General features: G+C 61.5%; 16 protein-coding genes. 6 read left to right on the plus strand and 10 right to left on the minus strand.

The window, feature by feature from the left end:
- The first annotated feature begins 115 nt into the window (after window positions 1-115).
- The 3 genes from ACB032_RS21010 (at window position 116) to ACB032_RS21020 (ending at window position 3367) form a co-directional block, all read left to right on the plus strand.
- Window positions 116-400: a DUF3811 domain-containing protein gene (locus ACB032_RS21010; protein WP_024946369.1), complete on the plus strand. Its 285-nt coding sequence runs from the start codon at window positions 116-118 to the stop codon at window positions 398-400.
- A 400-nt stretch (window positions 401-800) separates the two neighbouring features.
- A complete protein-coding gene (gene cspA / locus ACB032_RS21015; protein ID WP_011707644.1) occupies window positions 801-1013 on the plus strand; it encodes an RNA chaperone/antiterminator CspA in 213 nt (70 codons plus the stop codon).
- Between the two features lie 407 nt (window positions 1014-1420).
- Window positions 1421-3367 (plus strand): ligand-gated channel protein, encoded by a 1947-nt coding sequence (locus ACB032_RS21020; RefSeq protein ID WP_371138706.1) that lies wholly within the window; start codon window positions 1421-1423, stop codon window positions 3365-3367.
- Window positions 3368-3401: 34 nt separating this feature from the next.
- On the opposite strand, the gene ACB032_RS21025 is transcribed toward ACB032_RS21020, so the two are convergent.
- From ACB032_RS21025 to ACB032_RS21035, 3 genes are all read right to left on the minus strand, one after another.
- Window positions 3402-4889: a diguanylate cyclase domain-containing protein gene (locus tag ACB032_RS21025; protein ID WP_371138682.1), complete on the minus strand. Its 1488-nt coding sequence runs from the start codon at window positions 4887-4889 to the stop codon at window positions 3402-3404.
- Between the two features lie 103 nt (window positions 4890-4992).
- Window positions 4993-6384, minus strand: coding sequence for an ATP-binding protein (locus ACB032_RS21030; protein ID WP_024946365.1), 1392 nt, complete (start codon window positions 6382-6384; stop codon window positions 4993-4995).
- A 4-nt stretch (window positions 6385-6388) separates the two neighbouring features.
- Complete coding sequence (locus ACB032_RS21035; protein ID WP_011707648.1) at window positions 6389-7111, minus strand: response regulator; 723 nt, start codon at window positions 7109-7111, stop codon at window positions 6389-6391.
- A 442-nt stretch (window positions 7112-7553) separates the two neighbouring features.
- Here ACB032_RS21035 and ACB032_RS21040 point away from each other — a divergent pair, with 442 nt between their 5' ends.
- Both ACB032_RS21040 and ACB032_RS21045 read left to right on the plus strand, forming a co-directional pair.
- A complete protein-coding gene (locus tag ACB032_RS21040) occupies window positions 7554-7880 on the plus strand; it encodes a hypothetical protein (RefSeq protein ID WP_011707649.1) in 327 nt (108 codons plus the stop codon).
- A 219-nt stretch (window positions 7881-8099) separates the two neighbouring features.
- On the plus strand, window positions 8100-8450 hold the full coding sequence (locus tag ACB032_RS21045) for a hypothetical protein (protein WP_011707650.1): 351 nt from the start codon (window positions 8100-8102) through the stop codon (window positions 8448-8450).
- A 58-nt stretch (window positions 8451-8508) separates the two neighbouring features.
- Here ACB032_RS21045 and ACB032_RS21050 read toward each other — a convergent pair whose 3' ends face one another.
- The 3 genes from ACB032_RS21050 to ACB032_RS21060 all read right to left on the minus strand — a co-directional run bounded on the left by ACB032_RS21050 (window position 8509) and on the right by ACB032_RS21060 (window position 11198).
- Window positions 8509-8928: a hypothetical protein gene (locus ACB032_RS21050; RefSeq protein WP_011707651.1), complete on the minus strand. Its 420-nt coding sequence runs from the start codon at window positions 8926-8928 to the stop codon at window positions 8509-8511.
- Window positions 8929-9087: 159 nt separating this feature from the next.
- Window positions 9088-10089, minus strand: coding sequence for a diguanylate cyclase (locus ACB032_RS21055; protein ID WP_371138707.1), 1002 nt, complete (start codon window positions 10087-10089; stop codon window positions 9088-9090).
- Between the two features lie 188 nt (window positions 10090-10277).
- Window positions 10278-11198 carry an AraC family transcriptional regulator gene (locus tag ACB032_RS21060; RefSeq protein WP_371138683.1) on the minus strand — a complete coding sequence of 307 codons (921 nt, stop codon included), beginning with the start codon at window positions 11196-11198 and terminating at the stop codon, window positions 10278-10280.
- 75 nt (window positions 11199-11273) lie between these two features.
- Here ACB032_RS21060 and ACB032_RS21065 point away from each other — a divergent pair, with 75 nt between their 5' ends.
- Window positions 11274-11672, plus strand: a complete 399-nt coding sequence (locus tag ACB032_RS21065; RefSeq protein WP_042065484.1) for a VOC family protein — start codon at window positions 11274-11276, stop codon at window positions 11670-11672.
- A 237-nt stretch (window positions 11673-11909) separates the two neighbouring features.
- Here the strand turns inward: ACB032_RS21065 and ACB032_RS21070 are convergent, their stop codons facing one another.
- From ACB032_RS21070 to recC, 4 genes are read right to left on the minus strand one after another with little or no spacing between them, the layout of a single operon-like run.
- Window positions 11910-13739: an ATP-dependent endonuclease gene (locus tag ACB032_RS21070; RefSeq protein WP_371138684.1), complete on the minus strand. Its 1830-nt coding sequence runs from the start codon at window positions 13737-13739 to the stop codon at window positions 11910-11912.
- Between the two features lie 48 nt (window positions 13740-13787).
- Window positions 13788-15824: an exodeoxyribonuclease V subunit alpha gene (gene recD, locus ACB032_RS21075; RefSeq protein WP_371138685.1), complete on the minus strand. Its 2037-nt coding sequence runs from the start codon at window positions 15822-15824 to the stop codon at window positions 13788-13790.
- Window positions 15821-19426, minus strand: coding sequence for an exodeoxyribonuclease V subunit beta (recB, locus tag ACB032_RS21080; protein WP_371138686.1), 3606 nt, complete (start codon window positions 19424-19426; stop codon window positions 15821-15823). Before recB ends, recD begins: the two co-directional genes overlap by 4 nt.
- Window positions 19426-22776, minus strand: coding sequence for an exodeoxyribonuclease V subunit gamma (gene recC, locus ACB032_RS21085; protein ID WP_371138687.1), 3351 nt, complete (start codon window positions 22774-22776; stop codon window positions 19426-19428). The genes recB and recC overlap by 1 nt, the downstream gene beginning before the upstream one ends.
- Window positions 22777-22934: the final 158 nt, after the last annotated feature.

A 22934-nucleotide genomic window follows, 5' to 3' on the forward strand; every position in this document is an offset into this window, starting at 1 on the left:
CATTCCCTTCGGCAACGACCATCCGGTGGAGCGGTATTCGAAAACGGCGTCGATTGTGCAATAAACGGCCGGCAGCTGTGGTAGGGTGGACTATTCCCGCCATCAGGAGCACGCCGTGAAAAAGTTGGAAATGAAGGACCTCACCGACGCCGAAAAGGCCGAGATCACCCTGCTGCTCCAAAAAGCACAGGCCAATGCAGATCATCAACTGAGCAATGCCGAGCGCAACCGCATCCGCGAGGAAGGCAGACTCAAGATAGTCGCAGACCGTGCTGCCGCCGCCAAAGTGGCCGCCAAACTGGCACGGGAAAAGGCCAAGGAACGAGCCAGCAAGCAGGTTTTGCCAGAGACATTCAGCTGGGTGGACTCCGTCAGCAACAAGTTTCGCAGCAAACGCTGACGGCCAATCCTCCCGCTCAAGCGCCCCCTACCTCAACCAGCCAACTCACACCATGGCGGAGAACAGCCTCTCTGCCATGACGTGTCCAGCGACCTGCAACGCCGCAGGATCCTGCGCTGCAGACACCCACACCGGGAGTGGCTGCGTCGATATCCGACCACTCGCAGCGAGATAAAATTTGCTTTAAGAAAATGGGCATGTTTTAATCTTTTGCGATGGTTCGGTAGTTCAGACCTGGTTATGTTAGGCAGTCATTTTAGTAAAGCAGCGATTAGTATAAGAATTATCCATGATTCTTCTTATCAAATAATTCTCCTTCTTTAGTGCTCCCCATACGTATTGCTGACGAAAAATCATAGATTGCCATTTGGCACTTTAAACACTATTTAAGGAAATTATCATGTCCAACAAAATGACTGGTACCGTCAAGTTCTTCAACGCCGAGAAAGGTTTTGGCTTCATCTCCCCGACCGACGGCAGCAAAGACGTGTTCGTTCACTTCTCCGCCATCCAGACCCCGGGCTTCAAGACCCTGGACGAAGGTCAGCGCGTTGAGTTCACCATCGAGCAAGGCCAGAAAGGCCCGGCTGCTGCTAACGTAGTAGCTCTGTAATTCAAGCCGGGGATCCGGTCAGCCTGCTCATGCCGGCTGGTACGATCCGCTGCAAGAATTGAAAAAACCCGCTTCGGCGGGTTTTTTGTTATCTGCCATTTACCATTCCCCCTCTGCCGACCCTCTCAACCTTCTCACTGTCCCGCCCCGCTTCCCGTCACCACCCCACACATGCTCCTCATCCCGTATCTGCTGGTGAGAGGATAACCGCACAATATTAATGAGATTAATTATCATTTACACATCATTCAGCGATCACTACAATGCCTGCCGACCGACTTGGTGATTATCCAATTGAACCTTTTCTGGTCCTGGTTTCACGCTGGATGCGATGAGACCGCCCCATCGATTCACCCAAAGGATGAATGCATCTTCTTACTAAAAGAGTTCAGGCCAACATGATAACAATGCACCGCAACAAGCTGACCACGCTCATTCTCGCCACCCTCGCATCACATGCCTATGCCGCCGAGCAGGAGGTCATGGTCGTGACCGCCTCCGGCTTCCAGCAGAAGATCGAGGATACCGCAGCCTCCATCTCGGTGGTGACCCGCGAGCAATTGGAGAAACGCGCCTATCGCGACGTGACCGACGCCCTGAAGGATGTGCCCGGGGTGGTGATCACCGGCGGTGGCAGCAGCAGCGATATCAGCATTCGTGGCATGGGCTCCAAGTACACGCTGATGCTGGTCGACGGCAAACGGGTCGACAGCCGTGGCACCCGTCCCAACAGCGACGGCCCCGGCATCGAGCAGGGCTGGCTGCCGCCGCTGCAGGCGATCGAGCGGATCGAAGTGGTGCGTGGCCCCATGTCCTCCCGCTACGGCTCTGACGCCATGGGCGGCGTCATCAACGTCATCACCCGCAAGACCGCCAGCATGACCGCCTGGCAGGGCTCGCTGCATGCCGACTCGACCTTCCAGGAGAACAAGGAGTCCGGCGACATCTTCCAGACCAACGCCTATACCGCCGGCGCTCTGGTGGATGGGCTGCTGGGGATGCGGGTGAACGGCCAGCTCTCCCACCGTGGCGAAGATCAGTTCCAGAACGGTTTCGCCGAGCAGGAGATGCGCAGCGGTACGGCCGTCTTCAGCCTGACCCCGGACGAGCACAACCGCTTCGATTTCGAGGCCAGTCGCGGCCTGCAGGATCGTAACCGCACACCGGGTGAGTCTCTCTCGGCCAAGTCAAAACCCAGCCTGAGCACCTACGAGCGCACCAACTTCGCCATCACCCACGACGGCCGCTATGACTTTGGCTCCTCCACCAGCTACCTGCAGCGGGAAGAGAACACCAACCCCGGCCGTCAGATGAAACTCATCAACACCATCGCCGATACCCACACCCAGTTTGAACTGGGGGCTCACTATCTGAGCGTGGGTGGCCAGTACCGCTACGAGGATCTGCAGGATCAGGGCAACCAGCTCAATGTGGCCAACCGCGCCAATCAGCTGACCCGCTGGAGCTGGGCCATGTTCGTGGAAGATGAGTGGTCGCTGACCGACACCTTCGCCCTGACCGGCGGCGTGCGGATGGATCAGGACCAGAACTACGGCACCCACTGGAGCCCGCGTCTGTACGGGGTCTGGCACCTGGCCGAGTCCTGGACGCTGAAAGGGGGTGTCTCCACCGGTTATCGTTCACCGGATCTGCGCATGTCGGCCGCCAACTGGGGCCAGGCCACCGGCGGTGGCACCCAGGACGGCATGCTGGTCGGCAGCCCGGAACTGAAACCGGAAACCAGCGTGAGCCAGGAGATCGCCCTGCTGTGGGATGGTCAACAAGGCTTGAACACAGGGCTGACCCTGTTCAATACCGACTTCGAGGACAAGATCTCCGAGATCCGCCGCTGCGAAAGCAAGAGCAACCCCTCCTGCACCCTGAACGGTCACACCTATGACTTCATCAGCGACCGCATCAACGTCGACAAGGCGAACATGCGCGGGGTGGAAGGCACGGCCAACTGGACCATCAATGACGCCTGGTCGCTGGCCTCCAGCTACACCTTCACCCAGTCCGAGCAGAAGAGTGGGGCGATGGAAGGCAAGCCGCTGAACCAGATGCCGCGCCACATGTTCAACACCACGGTCGACTGGCAGACCACCGAGACCGTCAGCCTCTGGTCACGGGTCAACTTCCGCAGCAAGACCTCCGATTACCTGAGCCGGGTCAAGATGGCCGAGGGCACCCCCTCCTACACCTTCTTCGACACCGGTCTGGTCTACAAGGCCAACGAACACCTGGATGTCACCGCCGGTGTCTACAACCTGTTCGACAAGACGGTGGATTACACCAGCTTCGGTACCGTGCTGGATGGTCGTCGCTACACCCTGGGCATGACCTACAACTTCTGATGACACGCCGCCGCCCACCCTGGGCGGCGGTTTTTTATTTTCCCCCCTCGCCAGCCGCCTCTTTCACGTAGCTTGCCGCCTGCCAGGTGTTGCGCCCCTGCGATTTGGCGCCATACATCAGCAGATCCGCCTGCAACAACACCCGTCGACCTTCCGCCCCGCCCCCTGCCGGCACCCACACCGCCCCCGTGCTGATGGAGATGCCGAGCGCTCCGGCGCTGGTTGGCAACTTGTGGCTATTGACCTCCCGCCCGATCCGGGCGGCCCACTGCTGCAGCGTCGCCATGTCCGCCACCAGCAGGCTGATGCAAAACTCCTCCCCGCCGATGCGGGCAAACAGGGCGCTGGCGGGCAGCACCCGCTGTACCTGCGCCACCATGGCCGACAGCACCTCGTCCCCCACCCCGTGACCGAAGTGATCGTTGATCCCCTTGAAGCGATCGAGATCGAACAGCAGCAAGGCCGAGGCCTGACCGCTGGCCAGCCGCTGCTCCAACAGCGGCAAAAAGGCGCGCCGGTTGAGGATGCCGGTCATGGAGTCGGTGCCGGCAAGGCGCTCCAGTCTGGCATTGGCCTGAATAAGCTCGGCGGTGCGGCTCGCCACCGCCCGCCGCAACTGGATGATGTAGGCCATCAGCACCAGGCCGCCGCTCGCCAGCAGCCAGGGCCAGAGGTGGACCGGGTAGACGGTCTCGATGTGCATCCACTTGCGGACGATCCGCTCCCGATCCGCCTCGCCGATGCGGGAGAAGCCCTGCTCCAGCTCCTGCTGCAGCGCCTGATTGCCCTTGGCGACGGCGAAGCGGATCTCGTCGCTGTAGAGGTGGCGCACCGGGATGAAGCGGGTGGGATCCGCCGAGGTATAGATGTAAAAGTTGGCCACCTGCAGATCGGCGATGAAGGCATCCAGCTCACCGCTGAAGGCCGCGCGCAGCATGGCATCGTTGTCATCGAAGGTACGCAGGCGCGTGGTGGGGAAGTGCTTGCGGGCGTAGTACTCCTCGTAGCCCCCCGTCACCACCCCCACACTCTCGTGCAGCAGGTAGTAGTTCACGTCCGAGCCGCGCAGGGAGTTGGCGAAGAAGAGCTGGGAATCGACATGGGAGAGGGCCTGACCGTAGTCGTAGACCAGATTGCGCTCCGGCGACCAGAGCAGGCCGCCATGGACATCCGCCTGGCCATTGCGAACCAGGTCCAGCGAGGCCTGCCAGTCTACCAGCTTGAACTGGATCGGGCGGCCGGTAACCCGACCATATTCGCGCCACAGATCGATCAGCAGGCCATCGGGCTCCCCCTCTTCATTGAGGTAGGAGAAGGGCTGCCAGGCCTTGGAGTTGGTCACGATGAGCGGCTTGGGCGGCGTATTTGCCAACACGGGCCACGCCTGTGCCAAGAGCAACAACCACACCCCGCACCAGACTCGCCACCGAAAACCAGAATCGCCCGCCATCCCTGCACCAACCTTGCTGTTTGGCCGTCTGTGCGGCCATCGATTATCGCCACCTTCAGCATAGAAGAACAAGCATGAGCGAGTATGAAATAGGCGTGATTTCAGTCAGATAAGTACAAGATAAAAAACGGGGAGGCGGCTCGTCGCCATCCTCCCCGCCCTGCTCCCGCCGCTCTTACAGCGGCAGGCTGATACGCGCTTCCAGCCCGCCCTGCTCCCGGTTGTGCAGGGTCAGCTCGCCGCCGTGCTGGTGCACCAGGGTGCGGGCGATGGAGAGCCCCAGCCCCACGCTGCCGGATTCGGTGTTGCGGGCCTCGTCGAGTCGCACGAACGGCTTGAACACGTCCTCCAGCCTGGCCGGATCGATGCCGGGCCCCTGATCGCAGACCCGGATGACCAGCTCGCTGTCGGTGCGCTCCAGCGACACCTCGGCACTGCCGGCGTACTTGATGGCGTTGCCGATGAGGTTTTGCAGCACCCGGCGCAGGGTATTGGCGCGACAGGCGTAGACCTGCTTGCCCTCGGCCAGGCAGGTAACCGGCTGGCCGGTGTCGGCATAATCGTCGCACAGGCTCTCCAGCAGGCTGACCAAATCCAGCTCCCGGGTCGCCTCCTGCTGCCCCTCCTCCCGGGCGAAGCTGAGGGTCGCCGCCAGCATCTGCTCCATCTGCTGCAGGGTCTGCTGGATCCGCTCCTTGTCCTCCCCCTCGTCCAGAAACTCGGTGCGCAGCCGCAGGCTGGTGATGGGGGTACGCAGATCGTGGGAAATGGCCGCCAGCATCCGGGTGCGGTCCTGCACGAAGCGATCGAGCCGGGTGTGCATGCGGTTGAACGCCTGGATGGATTCGCGCACCTCGGTCGGCCCCTCTTCCCGCAGCGGCTCTATGTCCTCGCCACGGCCGAGCCGATCCGCATTCGCGGCCAGCTGCTTGAGCGGCAGGGTGGCGCGGCGGAACAGCCAGATCATCAGGCCGATCACCAGGCTCGCCACCAGCATCAGGTTGAGGGTGGTCTGCCAGGACCAGCTGGCCGACTCCTTGTCCACCAGCGAGCTGAACTGCAGCCAGCCGCCGCGTGGCAGCTGGATGGAGCCGTACAGCCGCATGTCCTGCGGTGGCGGCATCCCCTTGCGATCCTTCATCATCCGGCTGTGGTGCTGCCAGGCGCGGCTGCGCTGGGCATCCTGTTTGAGCTCGGCGCTGATCTCCACCATCAGGGTCGAGGGGTAGCCCAGCCGGGAGCGCACCAGCTGCTCGAAACGGGGGCTGCGGTTGTCCGGTTGCAGCGGCTCGTCGGCGATGCGCAGCAGCAGGGTCTCGCTGCGGCTCGCCTTGATGATCTCGTCATAGAGAGAGGGGGGCGAGAGGGCCAGCAGCCGCACCACGGAGACGATGCGCTGCATGGCGTTGCGGCTGTTGATGTAGCCGAGCGCCTCCTCCCGATCCGTACGGTAGATCTGGATGCTGAGCAGCTGGATCAACACCAGCCCGGCCAGCGCCACCAGGATGATCTGGCCGGTCAGCCCCTTGGGCCACAGTTTCGACCAGCCACGCTTGAGGATCCCCACGGCCTTATACCTGGGTCACATCGGCGGCGAACAGGTAACCGCCACCCCAGATGGTCTTGATCAGCTCCGGGTTCTTGGGATCCCGCTCCAGCTTGCGCCGCAGCCGGCTCACCAGGGTGTCGATGGCTCGGTCAAACGCCACCGCCTCGCGGCCACGGGCCAGATCCAGCAGTTGATCCCGGCTCAGCACCCGCTGCGGGCGCTCCAGAAAGACCCGCAGCAGGTCGAATTCGGCGGTGGAGAGGCTCAGGCCCACCCCTTCCTCATCCACCAGCTCGCGCCGGTTGATGTCGAGCAACCAGCGATCGAAGCGCAGATCCCGGGTCAGCGTCTCGGCCGCAGGCTGCGGCTCGACCTGGGTGCGGCGCATCACCGCCTTGATGCGGGCCAGCAGCTCGCGCGGATTGAACGGCTTGGCGAGGTAGTCGTCGGCCCCCATCTCCAGCCCTATGATGCGGTCGGTCTCCTCCCCCATGGCGGTGAGCATGATGATGGGCAGGCTGGACTTGGCCCGCAGCTCACGGCAAAGGGTCAGGCCGTCTTCTCCCGGCATCATCAGATCCAGCACCAGCAGATCGAACTCCCGCTCCTCCAGCAGCCGCTTCATCTCCTTGCCATCCCGGGCACAACTGACCCGCAGGCCGTGCTGTTCCAGAAAACGCTTCAGCAGATCGCGGATCTCGCTGTGATCGTCGACCACCAGAATGTGGGTGCTGCTTTGGTTCATGAGGCCTCTCCTGTTAGAGCTGGCACGAGTATACGAAAATCTGCCGGGCGGTTTGTGTCAAAGTGTGCCAGATCAGCAAGATGCCACACTCTGCTACAAAAAAGCGCCCGTTCGGCAAAGTTGAGACACAAGCCGGCTGTTTACTGTGGCCATCCCATCGGTTGCAGGAGTAGACAGGCCATGCTGGCCCTCACCACCCCCTTGCTGCTGGCCTTTGCCGCCAGCGAAGCCCTTGCCAGACAGGCGAGCGGCAGCTCACCCCAACCGGCGAGCCCCCCGAACCATAAGCAGACATCCCCCGCCGACAGGGCCCCCGGCCGCGGCGACGCCAAGGGAGCGACCGAATCCCCTTCGTCATGATGTGCGGCCGCCAGGCGGCGGCTGCGCACCCTGACTTTTCTGCCGCCATCTTGCGGCGAGTCATACCAAGGAGAGCAATATCATGATCAACAAGAGCCTGACTCTGTTAATGCTGGCCGGCCTGGCCCACACCGGCCTGGCCCAGGCCGCCCTGCCCGCCGACGTCAGTGCCGCTCCCGGTCTGCTGTTCGTCAACTGGCACGACGCCGTCAGCAGCAATGAGGCACACCCCACCCTGGTGATCCGCAACGCCACCGGCGACGTGCTCAAGCGGGTGCCTGCCGAGTTGCAGGGGATGCAGCAGGTGCGTCTGCCGATGCGGGCCCAGGGTGACCTGACCCTCAGCCTGGACGGTGAGAGCAGCAGCTATCGCATGCCCTACAGCGTCGGCAGCGGTCGCCAGCGCTAAGCCGGCCCCAGCCTAAAAATACCCCGCCAGCGGGCGACGCTGACGGGGTATTTTTATTTCCCGTCCGGCATGCGCCCGGTCAAGCCCTGTACAGCGTCACCGTGTCACACTCTGCTACAAAATAGGCTTCAACTGGCAAAGTTCAGACACCAGTCTGGTGTTTACTTAGGGTCAAGGCGAGCAAGCCGACCCCGAACTCAATCCGCAAGGAGATAGACCATGAAAAAACTGACCAAGACCCTGCTGACCGCCACCCTGATCCTTGGCCTGCCGCTCGGCGCCTATGCCGCCAGCGAAGCCGTCACCACCGCCCAGCCCGGCATGATGACCGACTGCCCGATGGATGGCAGCGGCATGATGGGCGGCAAGCACCATGGCGGTCGCCACGACAAGATGGCCCGCATGCAGAACATGACGCCGGAGCAGATCCAGACTCACCTGCAGCAGCGTTACGACAAGATCGAAGACCCGGCCAAGAAGGCTGAATTCGTGAAAAACCTGAGCCTGCGTGCCGACGGCATGACCAAGCACGCCGAAGCGATGAAGCAGTTCGCCGAAGCGCATCAGTAATTCGACAAGCAGCAAAAAGGGGCCCGCGGGCCCCTTTTTTCATGCACGTCGTGCAGACTCAAGCCTTGGTCTTGTCGACCAGGTTCAGGGTCTTGACGGTCTCGCCTTCGAACTTGATGAGCACGTTCTTCTGAGCGGCTTCGGCATCCTTGAACAGGGTCTTGGAGGTCTCTGCCAGCATGGGAGAAACCTTGTTCAGGGCGCCCAGGTCATAGGTCCACACTTCCAGACCGGCTTCGGTCTTGGTGCTGGCCGGTGCGCCCAGCTTGTCCTTGATGGCCTGCTTGTTGGAGCCGCCTTCCTTGATGTCCAGCGCCTTCTTGATCGCTTCATTGGAGGCGCTGTCCATGGCGGAGCCGGCCATCTCTTTGGCAGTGCTGGTCACGCTGCTGGTCACTGTGTCGGTCAGGGAATCCATCAGACCGGCGTTGGCCATCAGCGGCAGTGCAGTCAGGGCAACCAGGATGCTCTTTTTCATCGTTTCATGTCTCGCGGGGGATTAAAGAGCGCGCATCAGACCAGCGCCCTCGATCGGAGTCAAGGCGATCGATCGGTCAAGACGCATTCGGGGGGGATAACCAGAATAATCCGACATGGCGGCGGCTTAGCCGGACCGCTGACGCCGGCTATGGGCGGACTACTCGCAGATCTGGTTCTTGCCCGTCAGCTTGGCCTGGTAGAGGGCCCGATCCACCCGCACCATCAACTGGCTCATGTGCTCGTCCGGCTGGTACTCGGCCAGCCCGAAGCTCATGGTGATGTCGAAGTGCTGGCAGACCCGCGACTGCACCAGCAGCTCCCGCAGCTTGTCGGCCACCAGCCGGCCATCGAGCCGGCCGGTATTGGGCAGCACCACCATGAACTCGTCGCCGCCCCAGCGGGCAATCAGGTCGATTTCACGGATGTGGCTGCGCACCAGCGCCACTATGTTGACCAAGGTCTGATCCCCAGCGTGGTGGCCGTGGTTGTCGTTGATCTGCTTGAAGTCATCCACGTCCATGGCGATGACGGAGAAGGGCTGGTGAAAGCGCTTTGCCCGCTCGCACTCCTGGCGGATGGCCCGCTCCAGCCGGTAGCGGCTGGCGGCACCGGTCAGGGCGTCGGTCTCCGCCAGTTGGCGGTTCTCCTCCGCCTTCTGCTGCAACACCTCGTTCAGACTCACCAGCTCGGCGGTGCGCTCGGCAATCTGCTGCTCCAGGGTGTGGTTGCGCCGCTCCAGCTGCTCCAGCAGCAGCTTCTGGGCGTGGATGTTGCGATGGGCGCCGATCATCCGGGCCACCGACCCATCCGGGTTGCGGGCGATGATGCGGCCGCAATCCTCGATCCAGATATAATCGCCGCCGCGACTGCGGCAGCGATATTCGACCCGGTAGTCGGGGGCGGCGCCGCTCAGGTAGGCATCGAAGCTGGCCATCACCCGATCCATGTCGTCGGGGTGGATCACGCTCTCCCAGGTGAAGACGTTGTTGCCCAGGGAGTGGGCTTCGTAGCCCAGCATCTGATACCAGCCCGGGTTGCGATAGACGAAGCCGGTATTGGCATTCCAGTCCCAGATCCCGTCGCTCACCACCGCCAGAATGCCGTGTATCACGGCTTCGCTGACGTCCGAGATCCTGATCGTGTCGCTGTCCTGCAGCATGGAGACCATCCTTGTCTTGCCGCCCCGCAGAGTGCGGGGCATTCCAGCCTGATGTTGAGAAATGACAGCGGCAGACGGCTGCACAGCCCGCTATCCGTTGATCGATGAAAACCGCCACCGCTTGTTCCGGTTATCGGCCGCCATCGGGTTCGTCTGAATAACAGTAGCAACCAGTGTGGCTCAATATTTCACCCTTGTCCGGTTTTAAAGGCGGGATGATGCAGGCTGCGATAGTGGCTGGGCGCCAGCCCGTGCTGGCGTTTGAAGGCGGTGGAGAAGTGGTATTCGTTCTTGAAGCCGCACTGCTCGGCCAGCAGCTTCACCGGGTCGGCCCGGCTGGCCAGCAAGAGCGCAGCCCGCTGCAGCCGCAGCCGTTGCAGCAGCGCCATGGGCGCCAGCGTGAAGTGCTGCTGGCAGAGCCGGTAGAGCTGGCGTTCGGAAAGGTGCAGGACACCGGCCATGCGCGCTATGTCCCACGGCTCGGTCAGCGCCTCTTTGAGCAGCAATTCGAGGCGCAGCGCCAGCCGCTCGCCACGCCGCTGCCCCTCCCCCTTTTGCAACAGACGGCGCAGGTAAAAGCCGAGCTGCTCTACCAGCAGGGCGCTGAGCAGCGGGTCCTGATGGCGCTCCTGCTCCGCATAGAGGTTCTCGAGCGTGCGCAGCACGGTGGCCTGCTGGGAGGTACAACCGAGCCGGGGGTGGCTGGCGAAGGCATCCCAGGGGGAATCCTTGTGCAGCAGCAGCCACACCAGCTCCCACTCGTCCGTCTCACTCAACGGCTGATCCAACGGCTCGTTCACCTGCTCACTAGGCTGCTCACCAAGCTGGTAGCAGAGCGGCTCCCCGGCCGGGATCAGCGCCCACTCACCGACCTGCAACCGCTCGCGGCGATCGCCCACCTGCACCTCCCCCTCGCCGCCCAGGGTCAGCAGAAAACAGTGCACATCGGCAAAGCGGCGCGCGATGCGGTAACGGGTCTTGAGACGGGAATAGCCCGCCAGCCACACCTGCTCCTGTGCGAGGGCCGGCAGCAGGCTGTCACAGCAGATCTGCTCGCGGCAGTCGGGGGAGACATCGACAAGATCGGTGTTGGCAGTTTCAGACATCATCAGGACGGGCTCAGCCATGTCGAAGGAACAGGCCCCAGCATAGCATTAAGGGCATCGAGTCACAGGAGAAAAGCCATGCATATCCATCACGTCGCCATCTGGGCGCAGGATCTGGAGGCACTCAAGGCATTCTACTGCACCCTGTTTGGCGGGCAGGCCAATGAGCGCTATCACAATCCGAGCAAGCAGTTCAGCTCCTACTTCGTGCGCTTCGAAGGGGGCGCCAGCCTGGAGCTGATGCACACCCCCATCCTGTTTCCGGCAGATCTGCATCTGCCACACCCGTTGCAGGGGCTGGCCCATATCGCCTTCTCCCTCGGCAGCGTGGAGGAGGTGGACAAGATGACCGCCCGCCTCAAGCTGCTCAAGGGCGCCGAGGTGAAACACCTGGACGGCCCCCGCTGGACCGGCGACGGCTATTACGAAAGCACCTTCCTCGACCCGGAAGGCAACCGGCTGGAGCTGACCATCTAATACCTGAATGCTTCCCTCACCCTGCCCTCTCCCAACGGGAGAGGGGATAAAACCGCATCGGGGATATAATCGCCAGCCAGGTAGGTTCGATTAGCGAAGCGTAATCAGACGGTATATTTACCCTTATGAGAGAAAAGCTGGAGGGAAGAGAGAGCCATTAGGACATGTTTCACTTCTAGGCTCTCAATATCAACTGACTCAATGATTAGATTGTTTTATCAGAAATGCATAAGACACTTAGAGTTCAAGTAATGACGAACCTTCTTTTTCTTCATTAGAAAGAAGCAGCAGTTGATTATATAAAGAGTCCAAAACAACATATATATTTTTCAATATGTTAGGCTCATAGTCAGCCTGCTCTGCAATCCAATTTGCAAATGATATTTTTTTATCTTTATTTGCGGAGCTTAAATATGGTAAGTATTTATGACTCTGAGTTCTTGCAGTGATATAAACATTTAATAATTTATTTTGTTGGTCATATACCTCTGTGCAAGGCTCATCATTTATATTATATGCTCCTGCTGCTATCGCTTGAGTGATAGTTTCTATGTTATATGAGTTCTCTAAAGTTAGAGGCCAGGCTCGTTCAGGAATATCAAAATACCTCATAGCATCTCTAAACTCGTCATGCACTGAAAGTCTACACCAATAGACTCCATTACGAGTTTCCTTAATCCAATGACCACCTTCGGGTTTTAATTTTTTATTTTTGTAAATTTCTCGCCCAGCAGCATCATTGTCAACTAAAGCGAAAACATAATCTGACTTAGAGATAGAGGATAATACTCCCCCTGGCTTTGATAAAGCATTCATATTATCAGTGCCACCACAAGAAACTATTTTGATCTCCGTATGTCCATATTTTATATCCCAAGCTTTCTTAAAAACAATCTCATCACTCTTTCCTTCCACAAATAACACTGGGATTCTCGAAGATTTTATTTCCCGTTCTAAATAAGCGATGCTCTCCTGATAGTCTTTAACAGTCTTTTCTGCCTTGGCCAGATACGCACTGAATACAGATAAATGAGGTAACTCGCCCATCAACTCATGTGGTGTATAATCTGATGTAATTTTAACAATTTTTGTTACTTCTCTTTTTGTTTCTTCATAAAGTTCTCTCTTAGTAAAAAATCGAGACACGTTAGAATGATCAAGATTAAAAAAGGCGGGACTATGACTTGTCAAAAAAACTTGGATATTTGGTTCTTGTGAATATCTGATGAATGATTTTGATTCCTGAATAACATTAATCAGTTCTAACGAATTTTCAGGTTCCTCAAACCCCCAAATATGGTAGTCCTCACTTAGGTTTTTTGATAAAAATGATAGTGTTTCAGGTATATGCCTAACTTGAACTCCATCTCCTCTCTGCAAGGTAAGAGAATACTTATCTCCAGTATCATCTGCGATTTCAAAGTCTAGAGATTTAAATAAATCAGTCAAATCTGTCGGCGGAGATATAATACTAGAAATATTTAATGCATTTTTCACACTTAAACTTAATGAGTCTGTCGCTGTTTTTACAGCATCAGAGAACGGTAATAATGATTTAGTTAATTCTCCATTATCAGCAACTACTCGGTATACATTTCTGAGTAACTCCTCAAATATCCGCCGGTCTTTTATCGCTGGTACATAATGGAACTTTATTTTATTAAGAAATCTTGTTAAATACTGTTTTTTACCTTGATCTTTTATTGATGTTTCAATCCCAGGCTCAGTTTGCTTTTGTAATGACCATATTTTTTTGACATAAAATGTACTACCTAATGATTTAGTCCATCCGGAGGGAGAGTTGAATGTCAATTTAATATATACAAATTTACGTGCATCTCTCTTACTACTAGCTTCAACACGCCTGGCTTGACACAAATCCATTGCGAAATCGAAAACCTTATTGGGATTAGTTTGCCCATTGAAAAATAAGTTAAGAGCTCGCAGTACATTGCTCTTACCTGAGTCATTACGGCCAAAAACTATATTTAAATCAGAATCACAATCTATAGACTCCTTGTATATAGATCTAAAATACCCTATCTCAACATTTTTTATCAATTTCATATTCTATCCCCAAAAATGTAAATAATTATTTTTTAAAAAATTAACTGTTTATTCCAATCTCTCCGCCAATCCGGAATAACGCTCGGTCTTTTTCCGCACGGCCTGTGCCAGCAGGGCGCGATCGCCGTAGAGATCGAGCCGGGCCTTGGCGCGAGTGATGCCGGTATAGACCAGTTCGCGGGTCAACAGCGGGCTGGGGCTGTCGGGCAGCACCAGCACGGTATGGGCAAACTCCGATCCCTGGGATTTGTGGATGGTCATGGCGTAGACAGTCTCGTGGGGCGGCAGCCGGCTGGGCAACAGCGCCCGCAGGGTGCCATCCGGCTGCTCAAACCAGACCTTGAGCCGCCCGCTTTCATCGGGCAGGCAGAGCCCCATATCGCCGTTGTAGAGGCCGACGCCGTGGTCGTTGCGCACCACCATCACAGGGCGACCGGCATACCAGTCGCCATCGCGGGCAATCAGGCCAGCCCGTGACAGGGCCAGTTCGAGCCGCTCGTTTAGCCCCAGCACCCCGAACGGGCCATCACGCAGAGCGCAGAGGATCTGGAAGCTGTTGAATGCCTTGAACACGGCGACGGGCGCTTCCCCCGCGCGGGCTGCCTTCAGATAGCTGCCGTAACCGGCCACCCCCTGAGCAATCAGGGCATCGTAGGCCTCCCCAGCCCAGGGGTGCAGGCTGATATCGGCGAATCCTGCGCCCCAGACAGCCTCCACCGCCATGGCATCGCCACTGTTGCAGGCGCGCGCCAGCTGGCCGATGCCGGAGTGCTGATCGAAGCGCCAGCTCTTGGCCAGCAAACAGAGGCTGTCGCGCACGGTCGCCCCTGCGGGCGTGCCCTGCAAGCGGTAGCCGGTCTGGCGGGAGAGCCAATTCGCCTGCGCCGGGCTGATGCCCTGTTCGATAAAGCTACAGATATCGCCGAGCACGGCCCCCGCCTCCACCGAGGCGAGCTGATCCTTGTCGCCGAGCAGGATCAGGCGGGCGTGGCTGGGCAGCGCATCGAGCAGGCGCGCCATCATGGGCAGGTCAACCATGGAGGCCTCATCCACCACCAGCAAGTCGAGGTGCAGCGGGTTGCCCGCGTGGTGGCGGAACTGGCTGCGCCCCGGAATGACCCCGAGCAGCCGGTGCAGGGTGCCCGCCTCGGTGGGGATCGCTTCGACCCACTCGGGGGGCAGATCGAGGGCCTGCAGGGCGGAGCCGATACTCTCGGTCAGGCGCGCCGCCGCCTTGCCGGTGGGGGCCACCAGCCGGATCGCCGGGGCCTTGCCCGCTTGCAGGCCGGTCTCCACCAGAATGGCGAGCAGTTTGGCCACAGTCGTGGTCTTGCCGGTGCCGGGGCCACCGGAGATCACCGCAAAGGGACGCGCCGCCGCGGTGGCCGCCGCCAGCTTCTGGCCGTTGCAGCAGAGCGCCTCGGGCACCAGCTTATCCAGCTTGCTCAAGTCGCTCGCTGCCTGGGCACTGGCCAGCAGTGCCTCGATGGCGGGCCAATCCACCTCGCTCGGGAACACCAGATCGAGATACTTCAGGGTAAAGTGGCGGGCCGAGAAGTCGGGGGCGAGGCGGGCTTTGAGCAGCGCCGCGAACACCAGCCCGTAGTCGCGGGCAAACAGCCGCGACAGGGCCGGGGCGATCTCCGGCCATTCGGCTCGCTCGCTCAAGGCGCGCAGATGGCGGGCCACCCCCAGCTCAAAGTCGTGGTAGCGGGTGAGGTAGAGCCGCCCGTGCCACAGCCGCAGCGGCCAGCGCGGAGCGAGCCCGTCATCCTGCTCGGTGCCAACCAGCGGACTCTCTGCAAACAGGGCTGGCCAGCGGGCAGGATCCGCCAGATCCCACAGCAGATCCCGGCTCTGATCCGGATCCAGCCCGAACGGGCGCAAAGATCCAGCTGTCAGCATCTCCAGCGGCAGACAGACATGGCCACGCCCCAGCTCGAAGCAGGCGAGCGCCGCCCCCAACACCAGCTCGGGGCTGCCGCCCAGATCGGCCACCAGCCTGGCAAATTGCAGATCCAGCTGGCGAATGCGGCCGGCCAGCGCCAGGGCCTTGAGCCGTTCAATCATCATGGTGCCGTTCATGCTTCTACCCCGTTATCCGATACCCCGGCGAGGGCGGACGCCGCCCCCTCGCCAAACAGCCGATCCAGCCCCAGCACCAGTTCACGACTGGGGCGGGTATGGAAAATTCCCCCCTGCGGCATGCCGCGCAGGAACAGATAGAAGACCCCGCCAAAGTGCTGCTCGAAGTCGTAGCCCGGCAGGCGCAGAGCCAGCAGCCGGTGCAGGGCCAGCGAGTAGAGCTGGTATTGCAGGTCGTAGCGGTGCTCGGCCATCGCCTGCTCCAGCGCCAGACGGCTGTAATCGGCCGGACTCATGCCGAGGTGATTCGATTTGTAGTCGAGCAGATACCAGCGCCCCTGCCACTCGAACACCAGGTCGATAAAGCCCTTGAGCATCCCCTGCACGGTGGCAAAGCTGAGCGGCTTGTTGCCCTGCGACAGCGGGTCGTGCTGCTGGCAGAGCGCGGTCAGCGCCGGCGCCGTCACTCGCCCCATGGGCAGGAAGAACTCCAGCTCCACCTGCTTGCGCTCGGGGGCCAGATCCCGCAGCCGCACCGGCTCGCCAAAGCCCGTTTCCAGCGGGGTATCGAGCACCGCCTCCACCTGCTGTTGCAGCACGGGCGCCCAGCTTTCGTCGAAGCCGTCCTGCGCCAGCAGGGTGGCGATGTGCTCTGCCAGCGGCTCGCCGCCGGCGCTCTGAAAGTCGATGGTCTCGAACAGGCTGTGCAGCAGGGTGCCGGGGCGCGCCCCTTTCGGGAAGGTGAAGATGGAGGGCTGGGGCGCCTCCTCCGGTTGCTCGGAAGCCAATGCGGCCGCCTCGGTGACCACCTCATCATCGAAGCCGGGATTGGCCAGCACCCCCTTGCTGTGGCCGTGACCCTGCGCCGCCAGCCCGGAGTAGGAGCTGATCCACCAGTCCCGCTCAAGGGTGCCGGTAAAGTGGCGCACCTGCGGCTCGCCCAGTTGCTCCTCTTCCGCCGCCATGGGGGCCGGGCGGGTGAGCGAGGGCTCACCGACGGCCACCCCGGGCAGCGCCTGCGCCAGCTCGATCAGAGCGGTCGCCAGGGTGGCGGCATCCCCCTCCTCGCCCTTTTGCAGCAGGTAGCCGATGGCGGTCTGGTGCAGGTCGGTCTTCTCCGACTTGCCATTGCCGGAGCGCACCGGCGCCAGTCCCAGCCAGGTGGCGTAGACGCCCCGGGTCAGCGCCACGTAGAGCAGCCGCAGATCTTCGGCAAGCCGCTCGCGGTCGGCCTCGGCCAGGGACGCCTCGGCGCCGGTGAGATCGAGCACGGTGCGATTGCCCGCCCCGTCCGCTTCGTGGAACAGCGGGGTATCGGCAGCGCGGTGGCTGCAGATGAAGGGCAGGAACACCAGCGGGTACTCCAGTCCCTTCGATTTGTGGATGGTGACGATCTGCACCAGCTTGCGCTCGGATTCGAGGCGCAGTACCTGTTCCGCATCCTGGCCGTCGGGGCGGCTCGCCGCCTCCCCCAGCCAGCGCAGCAGGGCATATTCGCCATCCAGCTCACAGCTCACCTGTTGCAGCAGCTCGCCGAGGTGGAGGAAATTGGTCAGCCGCCGCTCGCCGTTCGGGCTCGCCAAAAGCGAAGAGGCGAGATTGCGCCGGTGCAGCAGAGCCCGCAGCATGGCCAGCACGCCGCGCTTATGCCAGATCTTGCGGTACTCCATAAACTCCTGCACCGCGCTCTCCCACGCCCGCTCGTCACTGGCGAGCTCGTCGAGCGCCTTGGCATCCAGATCAAACAGCCCGGTGGCGAGCGCCGCCCTGAGGCTACGCTCCTCCCCCGGGTTCTGGCAGGCGTGCAGAATGAGCAAAATCTCCCGCGCCTCCACCTGCGCCAGCACACTCTCGCGGTTCGACAAGTAGACGGAGGCGATGGCGAGCCGCGCCAGCTCCTGCTGCACCAGCTTGCCCTCGGCGCCGGTGCGCACCAGCACTGCGATATCCCCGGCCTTCACCGCCTTGTCACCAATCAGCGCCTTGCCCGCGCGGGCCAGGGTCAGCAGGCGGTGGATCTCCACCGCCGTGGCGCGGGCCATCTTGCTCTGGTAATCCCCCTTGTTGAAGGTGGGCTGGCCGGTGAGCTGCCAGCAGTGGAGCACGGGAGCGGCTTCGCCATCCAGCAGCAGCGCCTTGCTCTTGCCCTGCGCCTCCACCGGCAGGAAGGGGATATCCGCCTCGTAGATAAAGGGATCTTTCGCCCGCTCGAACAGGCCGTTGACCGCCGCCACCAGCGCGCGGCTGGAGCGCCAGTTGCGCCCGAGGGTGTAGTGGGCGCTCACATTTCGCCGCGCCTGAATGTAGGTAAAGATGTCGGCGCCGCGAAAGCCGTAGATGGCCTGCTTGGGGTCACCGATCATCAAGAGCGCCGTGTCTGTGTGGCCGCCGTAGAGGCGGTGGAAGATGCGGTACTGCTGGGGGTCGGTATCCTGAAATTCGTCGATCATCGCCACCCGGTAGGTGGCGCGAATGCGCTCGCACAGCCGCTCGCCAAGGCCGGAGCCGAGCGCCCCATCGAGGTCTTTGAGCAAGTCATCGAACGAGAGCTGATGGGCCTGGCGCTTGCTGGCCTGCATCCGGCTGCGCACCACCACCGCCGCCCGTTGCAGGATCAGATCCCGAATGCCGGGACGGCTCGCCAGCAGTTCGTCGATCTGGCTGAACAGCGGCAGGGTCGGCACCGCGCCCCCCTTCTTGAGGTTCTCCTCCAGCACCGTCTGGCCGAAGCGCTCCAGCTCCTTGGGAATGGCGTAGCCGCTGTGCTCGTCCTGCGCCCAGTCGGCTATCTTGGCGAGCCAGCCTTCGTAGTTCTTGCCGGTGTAGCGGCTTACTTGCCCATCCGTCTGGCGGCGGATCTCGTCCCCTTGCGCCAGCCATTCACACTTCACCGCCTCAATGCGGGCCATGGCCGCCTGATGGCGGGCGGCGAGGGTCTCGTCCCCCGCCGGCGGGCGCATCTCCAGCTCGCTGTTGTCGAGCCAGCTGCCCATCTCCCGCAGCAAGGCGGCGGGGCTCGGCCAGAGTGCGCGCACCGCGCTGGCGAGGGGCTTGTCCACCGGATAGAACTCGGATCGCCAGTAGTCGCTCACCGCCTGCAGCCTGAGCTGGCTGTCGTCGGTGAGAAATTCGGTTTCAAAGAGGGCACCCGACTCGAAGGCGTTCTGTTTCAGCATCCGCTGGCAGAAGCCGTGGATGGTGAAGACCGCCGCCTCGTCCATCTGCCGCTCGGCGGCCAGCAGGCGGCGGGCCGCCAGTTCGTGATCCTCCACTTCGGCCAGCAGCTGGCTCAGCAGGGCGTCCTTGCTCTCACCACGCATAAAGGCGAGCCGTGCCTCGTGGATGCGTGCGCGGATCCGGCCGCGCAGCTCGGCGGTAGCCGCCTCGGTAAAGGTCACCACCAGGATCTCGGTCACCGAGAGCGGCCGTTCGTGGGCGCTGGGTTGACCGGCGTCTTCCCCCTCTTCGATAAGCGGGCCATGGCCCAGCAGCAGACGCAGGTAGAGACCGGCGATGGTGTAGGTCTTGCCGGTGCCGGCAGAGGCCTCGATCAGCCGCTCGCCATAAAGGGGAAAACGCAGGGTATTGAGCGGGTTGGCCATTATTGCAACTCCTCCAGGCTCTTGAGCAGCGGGGTCAGGTGTTCACGGGCCAGCGCCTGCAACTGGGCCAGCACGGCCTCGTCGAGTTCCGGGAAACAGCGGGCGACATAGGCGTCTTCCCCCTCCCCCTTGGCCATATAGCCGCCGTTGAAGCGGGTGAGGGCCGCCTTGTCGGCCGCCTCCGGTTTCTCCGGATCCTTCTCGATCGCCTTGAGCCAGTCCCAGGCGGTGCTCGGGAAGAAGGGCAGCGGCCGCTTCATCCCCTGCATCCAGAGCGCCACCAGCGCCGCCAGCTTGGGCCGCGCCTCGTCAGCAGGGAGCCTGGCCAGCCGCAGACTCTGCTTGGCGTCGAACAGCAGGGTGTCGCCGGAGGCGTCGCTCAGGGCGAGGCAGAGGTGCTGGATCCAGCCCAGCAACAGATCCTTGCCGTTGAAGCTGCCGGGCTTCACCACCAGCAAGCGTCCCTTCTGGGTGTCGATCCACCCTTGCAGCTGACCCTGAGCCAGCGCGATATCGACCTCCACCGCCTGTTTTTCTGTCTCATTGGCCGCCACCCAGGGCCGCAGCCGATCCGCCAGCTTGCCCATCTGTTCGTCCAGATCCTCCAGCAGCAGGCTGCCGAACCACCCTTGCGGCAGCAGGCCGGTGAGCTGCAGCCGCTCGCGGCTCATGGCACTGTCCCCATGTGCCAAGTGAGCATCGAGCAGCAGGTCTTTCAGCTGATAATGTTGCAGGCCGTCCAGCTCGAACGGTTCGCTCTCCTCGATGTTGGCTTCATTCAGTTCAAACCACACCTTGAGGCGGCGGTTGAGGAAGTAGCGGGCTGGCTGGCGATAGAAGCGCAGCAGCTCCGCCAGCTCCAGCCCCTGCTCCTTGCCCCATTCGGGAGGTAAGGGCAGCTCGCCACTCTGGAAGTTGGCCGCGCCGCGCTGCGGATTGAGGGCCGGCAGCCAGTCGGCGGCATAGGTAAAGAGGCCGGAGCCCGCCGCCGGATAGAAGTAGGCGTGGCTGTAGGGGGTGAGCGGATGCTGGGTGATCAGGTGCGCCAGCAGCCGTTTGCCGGAGCGCTCGTCATCGAGGTACTCATCCCCCGCCAGCACGAAGCCCTGCCGCACATAGTCGATGAGTTCGGCCAGCAACACAGAGGGCACCTTGTCGCTGTTGTCCTGGGCGCTGAAACCCTGATAACTGATGTAGAGCCCCTGCTGGGCGCTGAGCAGCGCCTCGAGGAACAGGTAGCGATCGTCATCGCGACGGGAGCGATCCCCCCGCCGGCCCGCCACCGCCATCAGATCGAACCCCATGGGTGGCAGGGTGCGCGGGTAGACGCCGTCGTTCATGCCGAGCAGGCAGACCTGCTTGAAGGGGATGGAACGCATCGGCATCAGGGTGCAGAAGTTGACCTGACCGGCGAGGAAGCGCTGGCTGGAACGGGACTCCCCCAGCACGCTGCCGAGATAATCCTGCAACAGGTCGGCACTGATGGGCTGCTCGAAGCGGGCCTCGCCGAGCTGGGCAAGCCAGTCGGCCAGCTGGCTGCGGATCAGTTGCAGCTGGCGCTCTTCATCCTCGTCGGCCAGATAGAAGCGCTCCAGCAGCGCGTTGAGGCAGGCGACCCACTCCCCCAGCGGTTGTGCCTGTTGCAGGCGGGGCAAAAATTCGGCCAGCGAATCGACGAACCAGGCGAGCTTGCCGAGCGCCAGCCCCTGCTGACCCTCGATATCGGCGTAAGGCAAAATGCCGGCCACCGGTTCGCCATCGCCCATGGCAAAGCCGAGCAGCATGCGGCGCAGGCCGAACAGCCAGCTGTTGCCAGAGAGGCGCGGCAGATCGAAGCGCTCGGGGTAGCCGTCATCCAGCCCCCAGCGGATGCCGGTCTCCTGCACCCAGACCCGCAGCTGGTTGAACTCCTCGTCATCCAGCTCGAAGCGGCGCAGCACGGCGGGCACCTCGAGAATGGCGAGCAGCTCCCCCGCCCCAAAGCGGGCGTTGGGCAGCCTGAGCAGGGCGAGGAAGCTCTGCAGCAGCGGGCTCTCCTGACTGGCCGCCCGATCCGATACCGCGAAGGGGATCTGGCCGCGTGCGCCAAACACCGCCTGAATGTAGGGGCCGTAGCTGTTCACGTCCGGCATCATCACCACCACGTCTTTCGGGGTGAGGGAGGTGTCCTGCTCGAACAGCGCCAGCAGCCGGTCGTGCAGCACCTCGAGCTCGCGCATCGGGCCGTGGCAGGCGTGGATCTGCAGGGATCCATCCGCCGGATCGAGTGGGCTCTTGTGGTGGCTGGCGTCGAGATCAAACTGGCCGGCGCCCCGTTCGGCCAGCTCCAGCACATCCTTCTGGATGGCGTGCAGCAGCCTGATATTGCCCTTGCCATCCAGCTCGTCGATATCGACGAAGGCCTCGATTTGCGGCACGTCCAGCTCCATCAGCTGGTGCAGGTAGTCGCGCCCCAGCTTGCCCATGGAGGCGAGCAGCGGGTTGGCGGGGCCCTGCAGGGTCTCGATATCGGTGCCGGGCTTGAGCTTGTTCTCCAACCGAGCCAGGGTCTTGCGATCGAGCAGATCCCCCCAGTAGTAGCGGCAGGGGTTGGTGACAAAAAGGTGCACCTCCACCTCCGGCCGACTGCCGAGGGCCAGCAGCGCCTCCACATAGCGCGGCGGCAGTGCCGAAATGCCGAACACAAAGACCCTCGGTGGCAGTTTGCCCGGCAGAGCGGCGGTACGCTCCAGCTCGTGGATGAACTCCTCGTAGAGGTTGGCGCGGTGGTAGCCACTTGGAGAGAGTGCCAGGGTGCGGGCCACCAGCTCGCGCCACAGCTCCGGCTGCCAATCCTGACCGCTCACCCCGGCCAGCTCCTGGCTCAACCCTTCCCCCTGCTCCCAGCGGGCGATCCAGTCCGGCCGGTAGACCAGATACTGGTCAAAGAGATCCGCCACCTTCTGGCAGAGCTGCCACAGCCGCACCTGCTCGGGATCCTTGGCAGGATCCGCATCCTCCCCGCCCAGATAGGCGGCCAGCGGCGCAAAGGCCGGGCGATCGAGCAGGGCGGGCAGAATGGTCATTAGCTGCCAGCTCATGGCGCCCTTGTTGTAGGGGCTCTGGCGCGGCACGTCCGCCAGCACCTGGGTGAACATCTCCCAGATAAAGCTGGCGGGCAGCGGAAAGTCGATATTGGCGGCAATGCCGAAGGCCTTGGCCAGCTCCAGCTTGAGCCACTGGGCCATGCCCGGGCTCTGCACCAGAATTTGCTCACGCTCGAAGGGGTGAGAGAGAGGCGCCTGCCGGATGCGGCTCACCAGCAGCTCTTTGAGCAGATCCAGCTGATTGGAGTGGTAGAGGGTAAACATGGGCAATTCCCGCCAGAGCAAAAGAAGGGTCAGCGCGGGAAAACCTCAAGGATCCCCGTCACTTCACAGGTATCGGGATTGTCGAGGATCGGGGGGGAAGATGCAAAAGGCGCTTGTTGTCGCCGATCACGTCGCCGTCATCTGCCGCAGGCAAATGT

It is taken from the genome of Aeromonas sp. S5(2024) (genome assembly GCF_041403025.1).
Taxonomy (GTDB): Bacteria; Pseudomonadota; Gammaproteobacteria; order Enterobacterales; family Aeromonadaceae; genus Aeromonas; species Aeromonas hydrophila.

Excerpts from the sequence above, each read along its gene's own strand:
- cspA (WP_011707644.1), top strand. The coding sequence starts at position 801 with ATGTCCAACAAAATGACTGGTACCGTCAAGTTCTTCAACGCCGAGAAA.
- ACB032_RS21020 (WP_371138706.1), top strand. The coding sequence starts at position 1,421 with ATGCACCGCAACAAGCTGACCACGCTCATTCTCGCCACCCTCGCATCA.
- ACB032_RS21035 (WP_011707648.1), bottom strand. The coding sequence starts at position 7,111 with ATGAACCAAAGCAGCACCCACATTCTGGTGGTCGACGATCACAGCGAG.
- ACB032_RS21040 (WP_011707649.1), top strand. The coding sequence starts at position 7,554 with ATGATCAACAAGAGCCTGACTCTGTTAATGCTGGCCGGCCTGGCCCAC.
- ACB032_RS21045 (WP_011707650.1), top strand. The coding sequence starts at position 8,100 with ATGAAAAAACTGACCAAGACCCTGCTGACCGCCACCCTGATCCTTGGC.
- ACB032_RS21050 (WP_011707651.1), bottom strand. The coding sequence starts at position 8,928 with ATGAAAAAGAGCATCCTGGTTGCCCTGACTGCACTGCCGCTGATGGCC.
- ACB032_RS21055 (WP_371138707.1), bottom strand. The coding sequence starts at position 10,089 with ATGCTGCAGGACAGCGACACGATCAGGATCTCGGACGTCAGCGAAGCC.
- ACB032_RS21060 (WP_371138683.1), bottom strand. The coding sequence starts at position 11,198 with ATGATGTCTGAAACTGCCAACACCGATCTTGTCGATGTCTCCCCCGAC.
- ACB032_RS21065 (WP_042065484.1), top strand. The coding sequence starts at position 11,274 with ATGCATATCCATCACGTCGCCATCTGGGCGCAGGATCTGGAGGCACTC.
- ACB032_RS21070 (WP_371138684.1), bottom strand. The coding sequence starts at position 13,739 with ATGAAATTGATAAAAAATGTTGAGATAGGGTATTTTAGATCTATATAC.
- recD (WP_371138685.1), bottom strand. The coding sequence starts at position 15,824 with ATGAACGGCACCATGATGATTGAACGGCTCAAGGCCCTGGCGCTGGCC.
- recB (WP_371138686.1), bottom strand. The coding sequence starts at position 19,426 with ATGGCCAACCCGCTCAATACCCTGCGTTTTCCCCTTTATGGCGAGCGG.
- recC (WP_371138687.1), bottom strand. The coding sequence starts at position 22,776 with ATGTTTACCCTCTACCACTCCAATCAGCTGGATCTGCTCAAAGAGCTG.